This window comes from Pseudomonas sp. BN505, from assembly GCF_029873175.1.
In the GTDB taxonomy this organism is placed as follows: domain Bacteria; phylum Pseudomonadota; class Gammaproteobacteria; order Pseudomonadales; family Pseudomonadaceae; genus Aquipseudomonas; species Aquipseudomonas putida.
In genome coordinates this window covers 295,077-313,731 of the sequence record NZ_SSOI01000032.1, presented here as the reverse complement: position 1 = coordinate 313,731, position 18,655 = coordinate 295,077, and the positions used below count along the sequence as shown (strand labels likewise).

At 61.2% G+C, this 18,655-nt stretch carries 20 protein-coding genes and 1 tRNA gene; 17 read left to right on the top strand and 4 right to left on the bottom strand.

What is annotated here, in order from left to right:
* Positions 1-3: 3 nt before the first annotated feature.
* Both E8E78_RS10520 and E8E78_RS10515 read right to left on the bottom strand, forming a co-directional pair.
* Positions 4-483 carry a GNAT family N-acetyltransferase gene (locus E8E78_RS10520; protein ID WP_059394699.1) on the bottom strand — a complete coding sequence of 160 codons (480 nt, stop codon included), beginning with the start codon at positions 481-483 and terminating at the stop codon, positions 4-6.
* Positions 484-647: 164 nt separating this feature from the next.
* On the bottom strand, positions 648-1,295 hold the full coding sequence (locus E8E78_RS10515; protein WP_197898427.1) for a trypsin-like peptidase domain-containing protein: 648 nt from the start codon (positions 1,293-1,295) through the stop codon (positions 648-650).
* A 332-nt stretch (positions 1,296-1,627) separates the two neighbouring features.
* Here E8E78_RS10515 and E8E78_RS10510 point away from each other — a divergent pair, with 332 nt between their 5' ends.
* The 3 genes from E8E78_RS10510 to E8E78_RS10500 all read left to right on the top strand — a co-directional run bounded on the left by E8E78_RS10510 (position 1,628) and on the right by E8E78_RS10500 (position 4,442).
* Complete coding sequence (locus tag E8E78_RS10510; protein ID WP_016501410.1) at positions 1,628-2,050, top strand: VOC family protein; 423 nt, start codon at positions 1,628-1,630, stop codon at positions 2,048-2,050.
* 401 nt (positions 2,051-2,451) lie between these two features.
* The gene (locus E8E78_RS10505) at positions 2,452-3,867 is read left to right on the top strand and encodes an FAD-binding oxidoreductase (protein WP_016501409.1); all 1,416 of its coding nucleotides are present in this window, start codon (positions 2,452-2,454) and stop codon (positions 3,865-3,867) included.
* 77 nt (positions 3,868-3,944) lie between these two features.
* Positions 3,945-4,442 (top strand): RidA family protein, encoded by a 498-nt coding sequence (locus E8E78_RS10500; RefSeq protein WP_059394696.1) that lies wholly within the window; start codon positions 3,945-3,947, stop codon positions 4,440-4,442.
* Positions 4,443-4,516: 74 nt separating this feature from the next.
* Here E8E78_RS10500 and E8E78_RS10495 read toward each other — a convergent pair.
* Positions 4,517-4,601 (bottom strand) — tRNA-Leu (locus E8E78_RS10495).
* A 107-nt stretch (positions 4,602-4,708) separates the two neighbouring features.
* Here E8E78_RS10495 and queA point away from each other — a divergent pair.
* The 6 genes from queA to E8E78_RS10465 all read left to right on the top strand — a co-directional run bounded on the left by queA (position 4,709) and on the right by E8E78_RS10465 (position 10,776).
* Positions 4,709-5,758, top strand: coding sequence for a tRNA preQ1(34) S-adenosylmethionine ribosyltransferase-isomerase QueA (queA, locus tag E8E78_RS10490; protein ID WP_049274126.1), 1,050 nt, complete (start codon positions 4,709-4,711; stop codon positions 5,756-5,758).
* 14 nt (positions 5,759-5,772) lie between these two features.
* Entirely contained in the window at positions 5,773-6,888 is a 1,116-nt protein-coding gene (gene tgt, locus E8E78_RS10485; protein WP_016501406.1) for a tRNA guanosine(34) transglycosylase Tgt, read from the top strand.
* A gap of 42 nt (positions 6,889-6,930) precedes the next feature.
* The gene (gene yajC, locus E8E78_RS10480) at positions 6,931-7,266 is read left to right on the top strand and encodes a preprotein translocase subunit YajC (RefSeq protein ID WP_016484964.1); all 336 of its coding nucleotides are present in this window, start codon (positions 6,931-6,933) and stop codon (positions 7,264-7,266) included.
* Between the two features lie 63 nt (positions 7,267-7,329).
* On the top strand, positions 7,330-9,192 hold the full coding sequence (gene secD, locus E8E78_RS10475) for a protein translocase subunit SecD (protein WP_061203514.1): 1,863 nt from the start codon (positions 7,330-7,332) through the stop codon (positions 9,190-9,192).
* 10 nt (positions 9,193-9,202) lie between these two features.
* Positions 9,203-10,111: a protein translocase subunit SecF gene (secF, locus tag E8E78_RS10470; protein WP_016501404.1), complete on the top strand. Its 909-nt coding sequence runs from the start codon at positions 9,203-9,205 to the stop codon at positions 10,109-10,111.
* A 122-nt stretch (positions 10,112-10,233) separates the two neighbouring features.
* Positions 10,234-10,776 (top strand): glycine zipper 2TM domain-containing protein, encoded by a 543-nt coding sequence (locus E8E78_RS10465; RefSeq protein WP_016501403.1) that lies wholly within the window; start codon positions 10,234-10,236, stop codon positions 10,774-10,776.
* Positions 10,777-10,981: 205 nt separating this feature from the next.
* Here the strand turns inward: E8E78_RS10465 and suhB are convergent, their stop codons facing one another.
* Positions 10,982-11,800 carry an inositol-phosphate phosphatase gene (suhB, locus tag E8E78_RS10460; protein WP_012270588.1) on the bottom strand — a complete coding sequence of 273 codons (819 nt, stop codon included), beginning with the start codon at positions 11,798-11,800 and terminating at the stop codon, positions 10,982-10,984.
* Positions 11,801-11,951: 151 nt separating this feature from the next.
* Here suhB and trmJ point away from each other — a divergent pair, with 151 nt between their 5' ends.
* The 8 genes from trmJ to hscA all read left to right on the top strand — a co-directional run bounded on the left by trmJ (position 11,952) and on the right by hscA (position 18,652).
* Entirely contained in the window at positions 11,952-12,707 is a 756-nt protein-coding gene (gene trmJ / locus E8E78_RS10455) for a tRNA (cytosine(32)/uridine(32)-2'-O)-methyltransferase TrmJ (RefSeq protein ID WP_041167863.1), read from the top strand.
* Between the two features lie 3 nt (positions 12,708-12,710).
* Positions 12,711-13,496 (top strand): serine O-acetyltransferase, encoded by a 786-nt coding sequence (cysE, locus tag E8E78_RS10450; protein WP_016501401.1) that lies wholly within the window; start codon positions 12,711-12,713, stop codon positions 13,494-13,496.
* 179 nt (positions 13,497-13,675) lie between these two features.
* Positions 13,676-14,167: a Fe-S cluster assembly transcriptional regulator IscR gene (gene iscR, locus E8E78_RS10445; RefSeq protein WP_008092572.1), complete on the top strand. Its 492-nt coding sequence runs from the start codon at positions 13,676-13,678 to the stop codon at positions 14,165-14,167.
* 46 nt (positions 14,168-14,213) lie between these two features.
* On the top strand, positions 14,214-15,428 hold the full coding sequence (locus E8E78_RS10440) for an IscS subfamily cysteine desulfurase (protein WP_016501400.1): 1,215 nt from the start codon (positions 14,214-14,216) through the stop codon (positions 15,426-15,428).
* Positions 15,429-15,474: 46 nt separating this feature from the next.
* Positions 15,475-15,861 carry a Fe-S cluster assembly scaffold IscU gene (gene iscU / locus E8E78_RS10435; RefSeq protein WP_003248539.1) on the top strand — a complete coding sequence of 129 codons (387 nt, stop codon included), beginning with the start codon at positions 15,475-15,477 and terminating at the stop codon, positions 15,859-15,861.
* Positions 15,862-15,893: 32 nt separating this feature from the next.
* On the top strand, positions 15,894-16,217 hold the full coding sequence (gene iscA / locus E8E78_RS10430; RefSeq protein WP_016501399.1) for an iron-sulfur cluster assembly protein IscA: 324 nt from the start codon (positions 15,894-15,896) through the stop codon (positions 16,215-16,217).
* Positions 16,218-16,225: 8 nt separating this feature from the next.
* Complete coding sequence (hscB, locus tag E8E78_RS10425; protein WP_016501398.1) at positions 16,226-16,747, top strand: co-chaperone HscB; 522 nt, start codon at positions 16,226-16,228, stop codon at positions 16,745-16,747.
* Between the two features lie 42 nt (positions 16,748-16,789).
* Positions 16,790-18,652, top strand: coding sequence for a Fe-S protein assembly chaperone HscA (gene hscA, locus E8E78_RS10420; protein ID WP_084967176.1), 1,863 nt, complete (start codon positions 16,790-16,792; stop codon positions 18,650-18,652).
* Positions 18,653-18,655 lie beyond the last annotated feature (3 nt).

Genomic DNA, 18,655 nt, shown 5'->3' with positions numbered 1-18,655 from the left:
CGGTTAAGTCACTATTTGCTTCATCTGCACCAACGCTACCCGCGTGCCGTCCCACGCCTGCCGCTCCTCGATGCCGAACGGTGTGAAGCCCAGCTGTGGATAAAGCAGCAGGCCGGCGGTGTTGTGATTGAAGCATGACACCCAGACCTCCCGGGCGCTGAACTGCTGGCGGGCGAGGTCGATCATTGCCGTTACCAGATAACGCGCTACACCAAAGCCGCGGGCGCTGGGGGCCACCACTACGTTGCCCAGGGCACATACGCCGCCATGTTCGGCTTTGTAGAAATTGGCGAAGGCCAGGACAGCGCCGTTACCTTCCACTACCGTGGAGCCGCTGCGTTGAGCTATGGCGTCGCTCAGCTGGTTGGGGGTGAGGGGGTAGGTGGCTTTGGGGAACATGTAGAACAGTTCGTCCGGGTTCTGCGGGAAGCTGCAGATGACGGGGATGTCTTCAGGCCGGATGGCGCGGTGGGTCAGGTGCATGGCAGGTCCTTCTCGCGTTGGTTGGCACGGCCTCTTCGCGGGTAAACCCGCAGGTACTGCACAAGGCTCAAATCCTGTGCAGGCCCTGTGGGAGCGGGTTTACCCGCGAAGAGGCCATCAGCCTCACATCATAGGCCGCTTTCCATCCAATACCGCGCCCCGATTCACGGCTTGGCGGCCACCGCCACGTAGCCTTTGACTGAAGCCGGTGCCTGGGGCTTGGCCTTGTGCGCCAGCAGGTACTGGTAACGCCGCCATTCCTTGTCGATTTCGCTGAACGACATGAACACGCTGATGCGGTCCTTGCCGGCCAGGTCCGGGCGCTTGCCGGCGTCGATCTCGTTGGTGGGAATGATGGCCACGTTGATGCCCACCACCTTGCCATCATCGGCAAACACAGGCCCACCCGACATGCCCTTTGTGATCGGGCCGTCATGCACTGAGTAGAAGACGCTGCCAGGCGTACCTTCAAGCCGTACCAGTGACGGCAAGGCATGGCCCTTGCCCTGCATCGGCATCATGAAACTGTTGAAACCCACCGCCGTCACGGCTTCACCAGGCACGTACTGGCGCCAGTGCGGCACGCTGCTGGCCTTGTGCTTGAAGAACACTACGTCACCGAGGCCCTCGTGGACCACGTTGCGCAGGAAGGGGGTGTGTTTGGCGGTTACAGCGTAATCCTCGTTCCACTGGATGGCGCTGGCCATCAGCAACATCGGCAGCGGTGCACCGGAAGTGACGACGAAAGCCTGGCTGTAGACGGGGTCTGAAACGTACGACGTTGGCACTCCATTGCACCCACTGAGCAGCATCATTGCCGCCATGCAGGGCGCGATTGTTTTCATGTGTCACACAGGGTGTGGAGAAATGGGAGCGCAACTATGGCTAAGTGCCATTACGCTAGCAATACTTTCGGCATATATCCGACGAATGACAGCTTAAGTGTTAGTCATGACGGCGGCCAATAGAATGCAGGTATGGCTACAGGTCCCAGAGCCATTGGGGCGGCGTCAAAGTGGGGGGATTTTTTTCGGGCGGATCTGATGGGTGTGAGCTGCATTGGGCGACCCCACTGACAAGCTACCTTTTTCAGGGCGACCTGTTCATAGTTGCCAGTCGACTTACCCTGAAAGGAATCAGAACATTGTTTAAGCTAAATCCTCTGGTGCCGGAGCTGATTGTTTCTGATCTACCCCGCAGCCTGGCATTTTACTGCGGCGTACTCGGCTTCAAGATTGAATACGACCGGCCAGAAGAGCATTTTGCCTTCCTGTCTTTTGGTGGCAGCCAGCTGATGCTGGAGCAGGACTGGCAGAGTGAGTCGCCCTGGCGGGTCGGCCCGCTGGAGCCGCCGTATGGTCGAGGCATCAACCTGTCGATCGAATGCGCTGATGCACTTTCCTTGGTCGCGTCGCTGGGGGTTGCAGGGCATAGCATCAGAAAGCCGATTGAAGAGTGTTGGTACCGCCAGGGCGGCATGCTGGTCGGCCAGCGCAATTTCCTGGTGCAAGACCCGGACGGCTACCTGCTTCGGTTTGCTGAAGATCTCGGCGTGAGGAGCGCCTGAGCCAAGGGCGGATGCACGAAAAATTGACCCCAGGTTGCGCTCGATGGCGCCACATAACGCTATACACCCACACAGTTACTGAATTCTCAGCGCTTGTTGCCTCCGTGCACTTTCGAAACTAAGCCAGCATCTTTGCTCGAACTACCTTCCCTCTTTCGAGTGTTGAATGTCGCCATATCAACTATTTATGTCCTCTGCGCGATAGTTTCAAAATGGCTGAACTAAGTATTTGCCCACAGCGCTTTTTCCCGAAGCGGGTCATCAACAAAATAGCCGCCCTTCAATTTTAAGCATCAGCCTGACGCCGTGGCCGAAAGTTGACCGCGGCGGCTGGCGGCCAGGTAGGTGGCTCGCCGCCTGAGCTGATGAACCTACACCGATTACCAGGAAAGGAAAGTGTCATGGGAATGACGAGGCGTAAATTTTTGATCGGCGGCGGCGTCGTGGCTATTGCAGGTGGCGCAGGCATTCTGACCCCCTTGCTGACCCGCGAAGGCCGGTTGATCCCCGGCAAACCGCGGTTTGGTTTTGTAGAAGGCACTGAAGGTGCACTTCCCAAGCAGGCAGACGTGGTAGTTGTTGGCGCTGGTATTCTGGGGCTCATGACCGCGATCAATCTTGTCGAACGTGGCCTCTCGGTAGTCGTCGTTGAAAAAGGGGATATTGCCGGCGAGCAGTCATGCAGGTTCTATGGTCAGGTCATGACCTACAAGATGCCTGACGCGACGTTCCAGTTGCACCATCTTGCGAAACAACGGTGGCGCGAGATGAATGCCAAAGTGGGTGCAGATACCAGCTATCGCACACAGGGCCGGGTCGAAGTTCCTTTCGATGAAGAAGACCTGGAAAGCGTCAGAAAGTGGATTGATGTCAAAAGCCGGGAAGTAGCAGCGGACAACCCCTTCAAGACTCGGATCATTCAGGGGAATGAACTCGAACAGCGGCTGCGCGGTGCATCATCGAGCTGGAAAATTGCAGGTTTCGAGGAAGACTCCGGTAGCCTGGACGCCGAGCGCGCATCGTTTGTCATGGCGGAGTACGCCAAGAAAATGGGTGTGCGCATCTACACCCACTGCGCCGCTAGAGGCCTGGAAACCCAGGCAGGCGTCATTTCCGATGTGGTGACCGAGAAGGGTGCCATCAGCACTTCTCGCGTGGTCGTGGCAGGCGGCGCCTGGTCCAGGCTGTTCATGCAGAACCTGGGCGTCGATGTGCCGACCTTGCCGGCCTACCAGTCCCAGCAAATCATCAGCGCGGCACCCCGTGCACCGGGGGGCAACGTTGCATTGCCGGGGAATATCTACTTCCGCGAGCAGGCCGACGGTACATACGCCACGTCACCGCGCGTCGTCGTTGCCCCGGTGGTCAAAGAATCGTTCATGTATGGCTATAAATACCTGCCATTGCTGGCCATCCCCGACTTCCCGGTGCACATCTCACTCAACAAGCAACTGATCGATTCGTTCACTCAGCCCACCCAGTGGAGGCTGGACGAGGTATCGCCCTTCGAGAAAAACAGGCTGATGACGGCGGCCCCGGATATTCCAGAGCTGGACGCATCTCTGGAAAAGCTCAAGGTCGAGTTCCCTGCCTTCCAGGATGCCAAGTTGATCGATCAGTGGAGCGGTGCCATGGCCATCGCCCCGGATGAGAACCCGATCATTTCGCAGGTCAATGAGTACCCAGGCCTGGTCATCAACACCGCGACCGGCTGGGGTATGACGGAAAGCCCGGTGTCGTCCGAGCTGACGGCAGACCTGCTGCTTGGAAAGGCGCCGGTGCTGGACCCGAAACCCTTCAGTTTGTATCGATTCTAAGTACACACCGCAATGGAATGACCCGTACACGCATCATCGGTGCGTGTACATTCTTGCGTAACCATCAGGAGAGAAATATGAAATTCGCTTTCAAGACCGTTGCTGCATTGGCGTTGGGATTAGCCGGTGCCGGCAGCGTTCATGCACAAGATATTGTGCGCCATGGCGCAGGTAGTTTCCCTATCTCGTCGGCTGTAGAGATTCCTGCCGGGAAGTCGATCGTCTACCTGAGCGGTTCCGTCCCGTCGGTGATTCATACCGACGCGCCCAAGGATTCGCTGGAAGCCTACGGTGATACCAAGGCACAAACCATCAATGTGCTTGAAAGCATCCAGCAGCAGCTGAAAGCGCTGGGTCTTGGCCTGACTGACGTGGTGAAGATGCAGGTATTCCTGGTGGGCGGGCCGGAGAACGGCGGGAAGATGGATTTCGACGGTTTCATGGCCGGCTACACCCAGTTCTTCGGCCCAGCCGCCAAGCAGCCGGTGCTACCTGCGCGCTCGGCGTTCCAGATTGCAGGCCTGGCGCACCCTGCCTGGCGGGTTGAGATCGAAGTGACAGCGGTTCGTCCCTGAGAGCCCCTTGGCCCAGCCCGACATAATCGTCGGGCACAAAAAAACCGACCATAAGGTCGGTTTTTTCCGGATTTTGGTGCCCCGAGGGAGACTCGAACTCCCACTCCTTTCGAAAACGGATTTTGAATCCGCCGCGTCTACCAATTCCGCCATCAGGGCGTGTGGCGCGCAGTATAGAGAGGTGCCGCTAGTCGGTCAATCGGCTTTCATGGTCAATTTTCACACATTGGGCTAAACTTCCCGGCCCTGCCGAACCGAACATCATCATGCGCGTCGCCGATTTTTCCTTCGAACTCCCTGATTCCCTGATCGCCCGCCACCCGTTGGCCGAGCGCCATGGCAGCCGTCTGCTGGTGCTCGATGGGCCGACCGGCGCGCTGGCGCACCGGCAATTCCCCGACCTGCTCGAGTACCTGCGCCCCGGCGACCTGATGGTGTTCAACAACACCCGGGTCATCCCGGCGCGGTTGTTTGGCCAGAAAGCCTCCGGGGGCAAGCTGGAAGTGCTGGTCGAGCGCGTGCTCGACAGCCACCGGGTGCTGGCCCATGTGCGTGCCAGCAAGGCGCCGAAAGTGGGCGCGGTGATCCTCATCGATGGCGGTGGCGAGGCCGAAATGGTCGCGCGCCATGACACGCTGTTCGAGCTGCGTTTCACCGAAGAGGTGCTGCCATTGCTCGACCGCGTCGGCCATATGCCGCTGCCGCCCTACATCGACCGCCCCGACGAGGGCGCCGACCGTGAGCGCTACCAGACTGTGTACGCCCAGCGCGCCGGTGCGGTTGCCGCGCCCACTGCGGGCCTGCACTTTGACGAAGCGCTGCTGGAAAAGATTGCTGCCAAAGGTGTGGAGCGGGCTTTCGTTACCCTGCACGTGGGGGCGGGCACGTTCCAGCCGGTGCGGGTCGACAAGATCGAAGACCACCACATGCATAAAGAATGGCTCGAAGTGGGCCAGGATGTGGTCGATGCCATCGAGGCCTGCCGCGCACGTGGCGGCCGGGTGGTCGCGGTCGGCACCACCAGCGTGCGTTCGCTGGAAAGCGCGGCGCGCGATGGCGTGCTCAAGGCCTTCAGCGGCGACACCGACATCTTCATCTACCCGGGCCGGCCGTTCCATGTGGTCGATGCCCTGGTCACCAACTTCCACCTGCCGGAGTCCACGCTGCTGATGCTGGTCTCGGCGTTCGCCGGTTACCCCGAGACCATGGCTGCCTACGCGGCGGCGGTCGAGAACGGGTACCGCTTCTTCAGTTACGGTGATGCCATGTTCATCACCCGCAATCCGGCGCCACGCGGCCCCGAGGATCAAGCATGAGTCGCACCTGTCGAATGTCCTTCGAACTGCTGGCTACCGACGGCAAGGCCCGTCGTGGTCGCATCACCTTCCCACGTGGCACGGTGGAAACCCCGGCGTTCATGCCGGTGGGTACCTATGGCACGGTCAAGGGCATGCTGCCACGCGATATCGAGGCCATTGGCGCCGAGATGATCCTGGGCAACACCTTCCACCTGTGGCTGCGCCCGGGCACCGAGGTGATCAAGAAGCACAACGGCCTGCACGACTTCATGCAGTGGAAAGGCCCGATCCTCACCGACTCCGGTGGCTTCCAGGTGTTCAGCCTGGGCGCCATGCGCAAGATCAAGGAAGAGGGCGTGACCTTCGCCTCGCCAGTCGATGGCTCGAAGGTGTTCATGGGCCCTGAAGAGTCGATGCAGGTGCAACGTGACCTGGGCTCGGACGTGGTGATGATCTTCGACGAGTGCACCCCGTACCCGGCCGAGCACGACGTGGCACGTACTTCCATGGAGCTGTCGCTGCGCTGGGCCCAGCGCTCGAAGAACGCCCACGCCGACAACACGGCGGCGCTGTTCGGCATCGTCCAGGGCGGCATGTACCAGGACCTGCGCATGCGCTCCCTGGAAGGCCTGGAAAACATCGGTTTCGACGGCCTGGCCATCGGCGGCCTGTCGGTGGGCGAACCCAAGCACGAAATGATCAAGGTGCTGGATTACCTGCCGGGCATGATGCCTGCTGACAAACCTCGTTACCTTATGGGGGTAGGCAAACCGGAAGATCTCGTTGAGGGTGTGCGCCGCGGCGTCGACATGTTCGACTGCGTGATGCCTACGCGTAACGCGCGTAACGGCCATCTGTTCGTCGATACAGGGGTGATCAAGATCCGCAATGCGTTCCATCGCCACGATGAATCGCCGCTGGATCCGACCTGTGACTGCTACACCTGCACCAACTTCTCCCGCGCCTATCTCCATCACCTGGACAAGTGCGGCGAAATGTTGAGCAGCATGCTGAATACCATCCACAACTTGCGCCATTACCAGCGCTTGATGGCCGGTTTACGCGAGGCTATTCAACAGGGTAAATTGGCCGCCTTCGTCGACGCCTTCTACGCCAAGCGCGGGCTTCCTGTACCGCCTTTGGACTGACTGTCTGCATCCATTATTAGAAAATTACATTAGGAGTGCCCAATGAGCTTCTTCATCCCCGCCGCATACGCGGACGCTGCAGCACCTGCCGCTGGCCCAGCCGGTACCGGTTTCGAGTGGATTTTCCTGGTTGGTTTCCTGGTCATCTTCTACCTGATGATCTGGCGTCCACAGGCCAAACGTGCCAAAGAGCAGAAGAACCTGCTCGGCAACTTGCAGAAAGGTGACGAAGTTGTCACCAACGGCGGCATCGCCGGCAAGATCGTCAAGGTTTCCGATGATTTCGTGGTGCTGGAAGTTTCCGACACTGTCGAGCTGAAGTTCCAGAAGGGCGCCATCGCGGCAACCCTGCCAAAAGGTACGCTCAAGGCTATCTGAGTTACCGGTTTTATTTTCCAGTCGGGGCGCGCAAAGCGCCCCGCGTCTTGAACGGGCGGCGTGATGCTGAACAAATACCCTCTGTGGAAATATGCACTGATCGTGCTGGTACTGGTGGTCGGTTTCATTTATTCCGCTCCCAACCTCTACCCGGATGATCCGGCGGTACAGATCAGCGGTGCCAGTTCGGCGCTGCAGGTGAACCAGGCCGACCTCAATCGCGTCAGCAAGGCGCTGGTCGATGCCAAGATCGCCGTCAAGGGCGTTAGCCTGGGTGAGAAGGGCAGCGGGCTGATCCGCCTGACCAACCAGGAAGACCAGCTGCCAGCCAAGGATGTGGTGCGCAAGGCACTGGGCGATGATTACGTCGTGGCCCTGAACCTGGCACAGACTACCCCGCAATGGCTGCGCAACCTGGGTGCAAGCCCGATGAAGCTGGGCCTGGACCTGTCCGGTGGTGTGCACTTCCTGCTGGAAGTGGACATGGACAAGGCCATGACGGCCCGCATGAAAGTCTACGAAGGCGAGGTCAAGACCTTGCTGCGCAAAGAGCGCATCCGCTACCGCAGCCTGCCTCAGCAGGATGGTGGCATCATGCTGGGCTTCGCTGACGATGCAACCCGCGAACAGGCACGTGCCCTGATCCGCAAGAATTTCAATGATTTCGACCTGACCACCACCGAGCGCAACGACCTCGCCGTGCTGCGTCTGGCGCTGACTCAGGCAAAAGTTGCCGAGATCCGCGAATACTCGATCAAGCAGAACCTCACCACCGTGCGCAACCGTGTCAACGAGCTGGGCGTGGCCGAGCCGCTGGTACAGCGCCAGGGCGCCAACCGTATCGTGGTCGAGCTGCCGGGCGTGCAGGACACTGCCGAAGCCAAGCGTATCCTCGGTAAAACCGCCAACCTGGAGTTCCGCTTTGGTGCCGAGCCGGGTGCGTCCAAGGCCACTACCGAAGTGTTCGAGTTCCGCGAAGGCGGCCGTTCTGCGCCGGTCGAGCGCGGCCTGATCATCACCGGTGACCAGGTTACCGACGCCCAGGCCAGCTTTGACGAGCACGGTCGCCCACAAGTGAACATCCGCCTGGATGGCCACGGTGGCGAGCTGATGAGCCGTGCTACCCGTAGCAACGTCGGCCGCAGCATGGCAGTGATCTTCATCGAGCAGAAGCCGGTCACGCGCTACGTGAAGCAGACCGTCGACGGCGTCGAGAAGGACGTTGCCGTACAAAGCTTCGTGGAAGAAAAGAAGATCATCAGCCTGGCGACCATCCAGTCGCCACTGGGCAGCCAGTTCCGCATCACCGGCCTGAACGGCCAGGGCGAATCGTCCGAACTGGCCCTGCTGCTGCGTGCCGGTGGTCTGGCCGCGCCGATGTATTTCGCTGAAGAACGTACCATTGGCCCAAGCCTGGGTGCCGACAACATCACCAAGGGTATCGATGCGTCGCTGTGGGGCATGCTGTTCGTCTCGCTGTTCATCATCGCCATCTACCGCGGCTTTGGCGTGATCGCCACCATCGCCCTGGCGGGCAATATGGTGCTGTTGCTGGCGCTGATGTCACTGCTGGGTGCCACCCTGACCCTGCCGGGTATTGCCGGTATCGTGTTGACCATGGGTATGGCGGTGGACGCCAACGTGCTGATCTTCTCGCGTATCCGCGAAGAGCTGAAAGCCGGCATGTCGGTACAGCGCGCCATCCACGAAGGCTTCAACCGCGCCTACACCGCGATCATCGACGCCAACCTGACCAGCCTGCTGGTCGGCGGTATCCTGTTCGCCATGGGTACCGGCCCGGTCAAAGGCTTTGCGGTTACCATGTCCCTCGGGATTTTCACCTCGATGTTCACCGCCGTCATGGTGACCCGCGCAATGGTCAACCTGACCTGCGGCGGGCGTGACATCAAGAAGCTGTGGGTTTGAGGGAGCTGCGATGAAAACCATCAACTTCATGGGCGTGCGCAATGTTGCGTTCGCCATTACCGTGCTCCTCACCGTGCTGGCGCTGTTCAGCTGGTGGCAGAAGGGCCTCAACTTTGGCCTGGACTTCACCGGCGGTACGCTGATCGAGCTCACATACGAGCGCCCGGCCGACCTCAAGGCGGTGCGTGCCGAGCTGGTCGACTCCGGCTTCCACGAGGCCGTGGTGCAGAGCTTCGGCGCTACCACCGACCTGCTGGTGCGTATGCCGGGCGATGACCCGCAGCTGGGTAACAAGGTAGCCGCTGCCCTGCAGAAGGCTGGCGGCGACAACCCGGCTACGCTCAAGCGTGTCGAGTTCGTTGGCCCGCAGGTGGGAGAAGAGCTGCGCGACCAGGGCGGCATGGGCATGCTCATGGCCTTGGGCGGCATCCTTATTTACCTGGCCTTCCGTTTCCAGTGGAAGTTCGCCGTGGGTGCGATCGTTTCGCTGATCCACGACGTGGTGGTCACCCTGGGTATCCTGTCGTTCTTCCAGATTACCTTCGACCTGACGGTGCTGGCGGCGGTGCTGGCGATCATCGGCTACTCGCTGAACGACACCATCGTCGTGTTCGACCGGGTGCGTGAAAACTTCCGCGTCATGCGCAAGGCTTCGCTGATCGAGAACATCAACGTTTCGACCACCCAGACCCTGCTGCGCACCATCGCCACCTCGGTTTCGACTTTGCTGGCCATTGCTGCACTGCTGTTCTTCGGTGGCGACAACCTGTTCGGCTTCTCGCTGGCCCTGTTCATCGGTGTTCTGGCCGGTACCTACTCGTCGATCTACATCGCCAACGTGGTACTGATCTGGCTGAACCTGAACAGCGAAGACCTGATCCCTCCAGTCAAGGCTGAAGGTGTGGACGAGCGCCCATAAGGCCCTGTCCCTACGCCGTACGGCGAGCAAAAAGGCGCGAGTGTTGAACTCGCGCCTTTTTTTTTGCTCCAAGGCTGGGAGAAGCGCGGGTTGAGACCCGCTGGTACGATCAGGAGGTTCACGTGAATAAATCAATGCTGGTGGGTGCGGTGCTGGGTGCTGTCGGTGTAACTGCCGGAGGTGCTGTGGCGACCTACAGCTTGGTGAACAAAGGCCCCGAAGTCGCCCAGGTGACGGACGTGCAGCCGATCAAGCAGCAGGTGAAAACCCCGCGTGAAGTATGCAAGGACGTGGCCGTGACGCGTCAGGCGCCGGTCAAGGACCAGCACCAGATTGCCGGTACCGTGGTCGGTGCGCTGGCAGGTGGCTTGCTGGGTAACCAGATTGGTGGTGGTACCGGCAAGAAGATCGCTACCGTGGCCGGTGCGGTCGGTGGTGGTTATGCCGGTAACAAGGTGCAGGAAGGCATGCAGCAGCGTGACACCTACACCACCACGCAAACCCGCTGCAATACGGTCAATGACATCAGCGAGAAGGTGGTGGGTTACAACGTGACCTATTCCATCGGTGATCAGGTAGGCAAGGTGAAGATGGACCGCGAGCCGGGGGCCACCATTCCGCTGGACAAGAATGGCAAGCTGATCCTGAGCGAAGCTGCCCAGTAATTTCGTACGCGGTCTGCTTTGTGTGGGAGCGGCCTTGTGTCGCGATGGGGTGCGCAGCGGCCCCAGGATCTGTGATCCATCAGAGATTCCCGGGGCTGCTTTGCAGCCCTATCGCGACACAAGGCCGCTCCCACAAGGACTGCGTAAGCTCTGGGCACAAAAAAAGCACCCCGAGGGGTGCTTTTTGCTTTCTGGCAATTCGCGCTTAGCGCTTCATGCTTTCTGGCAGGTGCGGCTGGATAGCGGTCAGCACGGCCTTGAAGCACTTGATGTTGCCTGCAACGATGTGGCCTTTGTCGAGGAAGTCGTGGCCACCGTTGAAGTCGCTCACCAGGCCACCGGCTTCCTGGATCAGCAGCACGCCAGCTGCCATGTCCCATTCGGACAGGCCCGACTCCCAGAAGGCGTCGAAGCGGCCAGCGGCCACGTAGGCGAGGTCCAGGCTGGCGGAGCCGGCGCGGCGGATGCCGGCGGTCTGGCCAGTCAGGGCGCGGAACATGCCCAGGTAGTTGTCCATGTCGGCCATCTGGCCATCACGGAACGGGAAGCCGGTACCCAGCAGGGCGCCTTCCAGGCTGGTGCGCGAGCTGACGCGCAGGCGACGGCCATTGAGCTGGGCGCCACGGCCACGGCTGGCGGTGAATTCTTCCTGGCGTACCGGGTCGAGCACCACGGCGTGCTCAAGGCGACCACGGTATTTGCAGGCGATGCTGACGGCGAAGTGGGGGATACCGCGCAGGAAGTTGGTGGTACCGTCCAGTGGGTCGATGATCCACAGGTAGTCTTTACCTTCTTCGCCGGTGCCCGCGTGCATGCCCGTCTCTTCACCCTGGATGGAGTGGTTCGGGTAAGCCTTGCGCAGCGCGTCGACGATCTTCTGCTCGGCGGCACGATCAACCTCGGAAACGTAGTCCTTAGCCTCTTTCTCGTCCACCTTGATGCTATCCAGGCGTTCGATGGAGCGGAAAATCAGTTCACTGGCGCTGCGAGCGGCGCGCAGGGCGATATTCAGCATAGGCTGCATGGGCGGGTCACCTGGAGATGTTAAAGAAGAAAGCCGATCATTCTAGCAGAAAAGTTTGTCGGCAGAAGTGTCACATTTGCTTTCATGGCGTTACGTCTGTCGGTTCTGTAAGATCGAAGGCCCTGATTCCTGCATCTGTGAGCACAACACCTTGCTGCAAAATATTCGTGTTGTTCTGGTCAATACCAGCCACCCCGGCAACATCGGCGGCGCTGCGCGTGCCATGAAAAACATGGGCTTGTCGCGCCTGGTGCTGGTGCAGCCGAAAGATTTCCCCGCCCTGGAAGCCAGTGCCCGCGCCTCGGGCGCCGACGATGTGCTGGATAACGCCCAGGTGGTCGACAGCCTTGAACAGGCGCTGGTCGGCTGTAACCTGGTGATGGGTACCAGCGCCCGCGAGCGCAGCATCCCCTGGCCGTTGATTGGCCCGCGCGAGTGCGGCGCCAAGGCGGTGGAGCACGCCAAGGGGGGCGAAGAGATCGCCCTGGTGTTCGGGCGCGAACACGCCGGCCTCACCAACGAAGAACTGCAGCGATGTCACTTCCACGTGCACATTCCCTCCAACCCCGACTTCAGCTCGCTGAACCTTGCGGCCGCTGTGCAGGTGCTCTCTTACGAGGTGCGCATGGCATCGCTGGCTGCTGGTGAGGCGCCGGGCAAAGTCGAGAAGGTTGACGCCAGCGAGCTGGCGACAATGGACGAAATGGAGCTGTTCTACGACCACCTGGAGAAAACCCTGGTGGGCATCGGCTTCCTCGACCCCGAAAAACCCAAGCACCTGATGCCGCGCCTGCGCCGGCTGTATGGGCGGGTGGCGGTCGAGCGTACGGAAATGAGCATTTTGCGCGGCATCCTCACCGAGACCCAGAAAGTGGTCCGTGGCGAGCCGCATAAACGGAAGGACTGACAGATGTTCGAACGCCTGCGTGAAGATATTCAAAGCGTATTCCACCGTGACCCGGCTGCGCGCAATGCCTTCGAGGTGCTCACCTGCTACCCGGGCATGCATGCCATCTGGCTGCACCGCCTGGGCAATGCCCTGTGGAAGCGTGATTTCAAGTGGCTGGCCCGGCTGGTGTCGAACTTCGGCCGCTGGCTGACCGGTATCGAGATCCATCCCGGTGCCACCATCGGCCGGCGCTTCTTCATTGACCACGGCATGGGCATCGTCATCGGCGAAACCGCCGAGATCGGCGACGACGTCACCCTTTACCAGGGTGTGACCCTGGGCGGCACCAGCTGGAACAAAGGCAAGCGCCACCCCACCCTGGAAAACGGCGTGGTGGTAGGGGCGGGGGCCAAGGTGCTGGGCCCGTTCACCGTCGGCGCCGGGGCCAAGATCGGCTCCAATGCGGTGGTGACCAAGGCTGTACCGGCCGGCGCCACGGCGGTGGGCATCCCGGGGCGGATCATCGTCAAGAGCGAGGACACCGAAGTCGAGGCCAAGCGCAAGGCCATGGCCGAGAAGATCGGTTTCGATGCCTACGGTGTCAGTGGCGACATGCCTGACCCGGTGGCGCGAGCCATCGGCCAGATGCTCGACCACTTGCAGGCCGTCGACGAGCGGTTGGAGGGCATGTGTGGCGCCCTGACCAAGATGGGTAGCGACTACTGCGCCAAGGAACTGCCGGCCCTGCCGGAAGATGATTTCACCGAGGTTGCCCAGGTGGCCCAGCGCGACACTCAGTCGCATTGATTGCGCCGCGCTGAAACCCTGGTGACATACGGGGCGTGTGCTCACGCCCCTCGTCTGCTACAATCGCGCCCGCCTCCCCGATGCAAACCCGACTAAAGCAGTAGGTCTAATAGTTGACTTAAATGCTCGGGAATCGCATACTCGCACACATCCCGAAACTCCCGTGGTACCCAATAGCCATGCGACTGACTACCAAAGGCCGATACGCCGTGACTGCCATGCTTGACTTGGCGTTGCACGCGCAGCATGGGCCGGTGTCTTTGGCCGACATTTCCGAGCGCCAGGGCATTTCCCTCTCTTATCTGGAACAGCTGTTCGCCAAGCTGCGCCGCAGCAGCCTGGTCTCCAGCGTGCGCGGTCCAGGTGGTGGCTACCAGCTGTCGCGGGGCATGGAAACCATCCAGGTGGCCCAGGTCATCGATGCGGTCAACGAATCGGTCGATGCTACCCGTTGCCAGGGCCTCGGGGACTGCCATGCCGGTGATACCTGCCTGACCCACCACCTGTGGTGCGACCTCAGTCAGCAGATCCATGAATTCCTCAGCGGCATCAGCCTGGCCGACCTCGTCATGCGCCGTGAGGTGCAGGAAGTTGCCCAGCGCCAGGACCTGCGTCGTGTCGCAGGCCGAACCGCCCAGCTGGACAAGATTGAGACGTCCGCCGTCGATTGATCCCCCAGGGACGACGAGCGACGCCACCGCCTGATAGGAGAGACAAATGAAGTTGCCGATCTACCTCGATTACTCCGCGACCACCCCGGTCGACCCACGTGTGGCCCAGAAAATGGCCGACTGCCTGCTGGTCGACGGGAACTTCGGTAACCCGGCCTCGCGCTCCCACGTCTTCGGCTGGAAGGCCGAGGAAGCGGTCGAGAACGGTCGTCGCCAGGTTGCCGAACTGATCAACGCCGATCCGCGCGAAATCGTCTGGACCAGCGGTGCCACCGAGTCCGACAACCTCGCACTGAAAGGCGTCGCGCACTTCTATCAGACCAAGGGCAAGCACATCATCACTTCCAAGATCGAGCACAAGGCGGTCCTGGACACCGCTCGCCAGCTCGAGCGTGAAGGTTTCGAAGTGACCTACCTCGAGCCAGGCGCAGACGGCATCGTCACCCCGGCCCAGGTCGAGGCAGCATTGCGCGACGACACCATTCTGGTCTCGCTGATGCACGTGAACAACGAAGTCGGCTCGATCAACGACATCGCCGCCATTGGTGAACTGACCCGTTCGCGCGGCGTGCTGTTCCATGTCGACGCCGCCCAGTCGGCCGGCAAGGTCGAAATCGACCTGCAAAAGCTGAAAGTCGACCTGATGTCGTTCTCGGCGCACAAGGTCTACGGCCCGAAAGGCATCGGCGCGCTGTACGTCAGCCGCAAGCCGCGTGTACGCCTTGAAGCCATCATTCACGGCGGTGGCCATGAGCGCGGCATGCGTTCGGGCACCCTGCCGACCCACCAGATTGTCGGCATGGGCGAAGCGTTCGCCATTGCCAAGCAGGAAATGGCCGCCGAAAACGTGCGCATCAAGGCCCTGAGCGACCGCTTCTTCAAGCAGGTCTCGGACCTCGAAGAGCTGTACGTCAACGGCAGCAGCACCGCTCGCGTGCCGCACAACCTGAACCTGAGCTTCAACTACGTCGAAGGCGAGTCGCTGCTGATGTCGCTGAAAGACATCGCCGTATCGTCCGGTTCGGCCTGCACCTCCGCTTCGCTCGAGCCGTCGTACGTACTGCGCGCTCTGGGCCGCAACGACGAGCTGGCGCACAGCTCGATCCGCTTCTCCTTCGGCCGCTTCACCACCGAAGAAGAAGTCGACTACGCCGCGCAGAAAGTCTGCGAGGCCGTTAACAAACTGCGTGAGCTGTCGCCGCTGTGGGACATGTACAAAGACGGCGTTGACATCTCCAAGATCGAGTGGGCCGCCCACTAAGCAGTCGCCGGCAAGAGCGGCTCCCTGATGAGGAAGGAATTGCACCATGGCATACAGTGAAAAGGTCATCGACCACTACGAAAACCCACGCAACGTCGGCAAGATGAATGCCGAGGACCCGGATGTCGGTACCGGCATGGTCGGTGCTCCAGCGTGCGGTGACGTGATGCGCCTGCAGATCAAGGTCAACGAGCAGGGCGTCATTGAAGACGCCAAGTTCAAGACCTACGGCTGCGGTTCGGCCATCGCTTCCAGCTCCCTCGCCACCGAGTGGATGAAGGGCAAGACCCTGGACGAAGCCGAAACCATCAAGAACACCCAGCTGGCGGAAGAACTGGCGTTGCCGCCAGTGAAGATCCACTGTTCGGTACTCGCGGAGGATGCCATCAAGGCAGCCGTTCGCGATTACAAGCAGAAAAAAGGCTTGATCTAAGTCGCCTGCAAGGTAAGAGGTAAGGAGTTCTGATGGCTATCAGCATGACAGAAGCCGCCGCCAACCACGTGCGGCGTTCCCTCCAAGGGCGCGGCAAGGGCGAAGGCATTCGCCTGGCCGTGCGCACCACCGGCTGCTCGGGCCTGGCCTACGTGCTGGAGTTCGTCGACGAAGTGGCGGGCGAAGACCAGGTGTTCGAGAACCACGGCGTGAAGGTCATCATCGACCCTAAAAGCCTGGTGTACCTCGACGGCACCGAACTGGACTTCGTCAAGGAAGGGTTGAACGAAGGCTTCAAGTTCAACAACCCCAACGTGCGCGGTGAGTGTGGCTGCGGCGAAAGCTTCAACGTCTGAGGCTGGCTGTGGGTACTCCTTGTCATTACGCTCTGTTTGATCTCCAGCCGTGCTTTCGGCTGGACCTCGACAAGCTGGCCACTCGCTACCGCGAGCTGGCCCGCGAGGTCCATCCTGACCGCTTTGCCGACGCTTCCGAGCGTGAGCAGCGGGTAGCGCTGGAGAAGTCCGCGGCCCTCAACGACGCCTACCAGACCCTGCGCAGTGCGCCGCGCCGTGCCCGCTATCTGCTGGCCATCGGTGGCCACGAAGTGCCCCAGGAGGTCACGGTCCACGACCCCGACTTCCTGCTGCAGCAAATGCAGTGGCGCGAAGAGCTTGAAGAGCTGCAGGACGAAGCCGACCTCGATGGTGTTGCCGTGTTCAAGAAGCGCCTCAAAGGTGCCCAGGACACGCTGAACGAGGATTTCGCCGCCTGCTGGGATGTGCCTGCCGAGCGCGACAAGGCCGAGCGCCTGATGCGCCGCATGCAGTTCCTCGACAAGCTCGCCCAAGAAGTGCGCCAACTGGAAGAGCGCCTCGACGATTAACCCGGCGTTGCCCGTGATGACGCCTAAGGTATTCAGATAAGCATGGCCCTACTGCAGATCGCCGAACCCGGTCAAAGCCCTCAGCCGCACCAGCGCCGCCTGGCGGTGGGTATCGACCTGGGTACCACCAATTCTCTGGTCGCTGCCGTACGCAGCGGTCGCAGCGAACCCCTGCCCGATGTGCAGGGTAATGTCATTCTGCCCTCTGCGGTACGCTACCTGGCTGACCACACTGAGGTCGGCCAGGCTGCGCGCGAGGCGGCCGCCAGTGACCCGCTGAACACCGTGTTGTCGGTCAAGCGCCTTATGGGGCGCGGCCTGGCCGACGTCAAGCAATTGGGTGAGCAGCTGCCGTACCGCTTCATTGGCGGTGAATCGCACATGCCGTTCATCGACACCGTCCAGGGGCCGAAGAGCCCGGTGGAAGTGTCCGCTGACATCCTCAAGGTGCTGCGTGAGCGTGCCGAAGCGACCCTGGGCGGTGATCTGGTGGGCGCGGTGATCACCGTGCCGGCTTATTTCGACGACGCTCAGCGCCAAGCGACCAAGGATGCGGCCAAGCTGGCCGGCCTGAACGTGCTGCGCTTGCTCAACGAGCCAACTGCCGCTGCCGTTGCCTACGGCCTGGACCAGAATGCCGAAGGCCTGGTGGCCATCTATGACCTGGGTGGCGGTACTTTCGATATTTCGATCCTGCGCCTGACTGCTGGTGTGTTCGAAGTGCTGGCCACCGGCGGTGATACCGCTTTGGGTGGTGACGACTTCGACCACGCCATTGCTGGCTGGATCATCGAGCAGGCCGGCCTGTCCTCCGACCTCGACCCGGGTACCCAGCGCCAGCTGTTGCAGGCTGCCTGCGCCGCCAAGGAAGCCCTGACCGACGCTGACGTGGTCAGCATCAGTCACGGTGCCTGGCAGGGCGAGCTCAGCCGGGCCGCCTTCGATGCCATGATCGAGCCGCTGATCGCCCGTAGCCTCAAGGCCTGCCGCCGCGCCGTGCGCGACAGCGGTGTCGAGCTTGAGGAGGTAGGTGCGGTGGTCATGGTCGGTGGTTCGACCCGCGTACCGCGTGTGCGTGAGGCTGTCGGTACACTGTTTGGCCGCACGCCGCTGACCTCGATCGACCCTGATCAGGTGGTCGCCATCGGTGCCGCCATCCAGGCCGATACCCTGGCCGGGAATCGCCGCGAAGGCGGTGAACTGCTGCTGCTTGACGTTATCCCACTGTCCCTGGGCCTTGAGACCATGGGTGGGCTGATGGAAAAAGTGATCCCGCGCAACACCACCATTCCGGTGGCGCGTGCCCAGGAGTTCACTACGTATAAAGATGGCCAGTCGGCCATGATGATCCACGTGCTGCAGGGCGAGCGCGAGCTGATCAGCGACTGCCGCTCGTTGGCGCGCTTCGAGCTGCGCGGCATTCCGGCGATGGTTGCCGGGGCGGCAAAAATTCGCGTCACCTTCCAGGTAGATGCCGACGGCCTGCTCAGCGTTGCCGCCCGGGAACTGGGTTCGGGTGTGGAAGCCAGCATCCAGGTCAAGCCGTCCTACGGCCTGACCGACGGCGAAATCGCCCGCATGCTCAAGGATTCCTTCGAACACGCAGGTTCCGACAAGCAGGCCCGCCAGTTGCGTGAGCACCAGGTGGACGGCGAGCGCTTGCTCGAAGCGGTACAGGGCGCCCTGGACGCCGACGGTGAGCGCCTGCTTAGCAGCGACGAGCGCGACGCCATTGCATTCCAGATGCAAGAACTACGTGATTTGCTGGCCGGCACCGATGGCGCAGCCATCGAGCAACAGACCAAGCGTCTGTCGCAGGTGACCGACGCATTTGCCGCCCGTCGCCTTGATTCGACGGTCAAAGCCGCACTGGCCGGGCGCAACCTGAATGAGATCGAGGAGTAACCG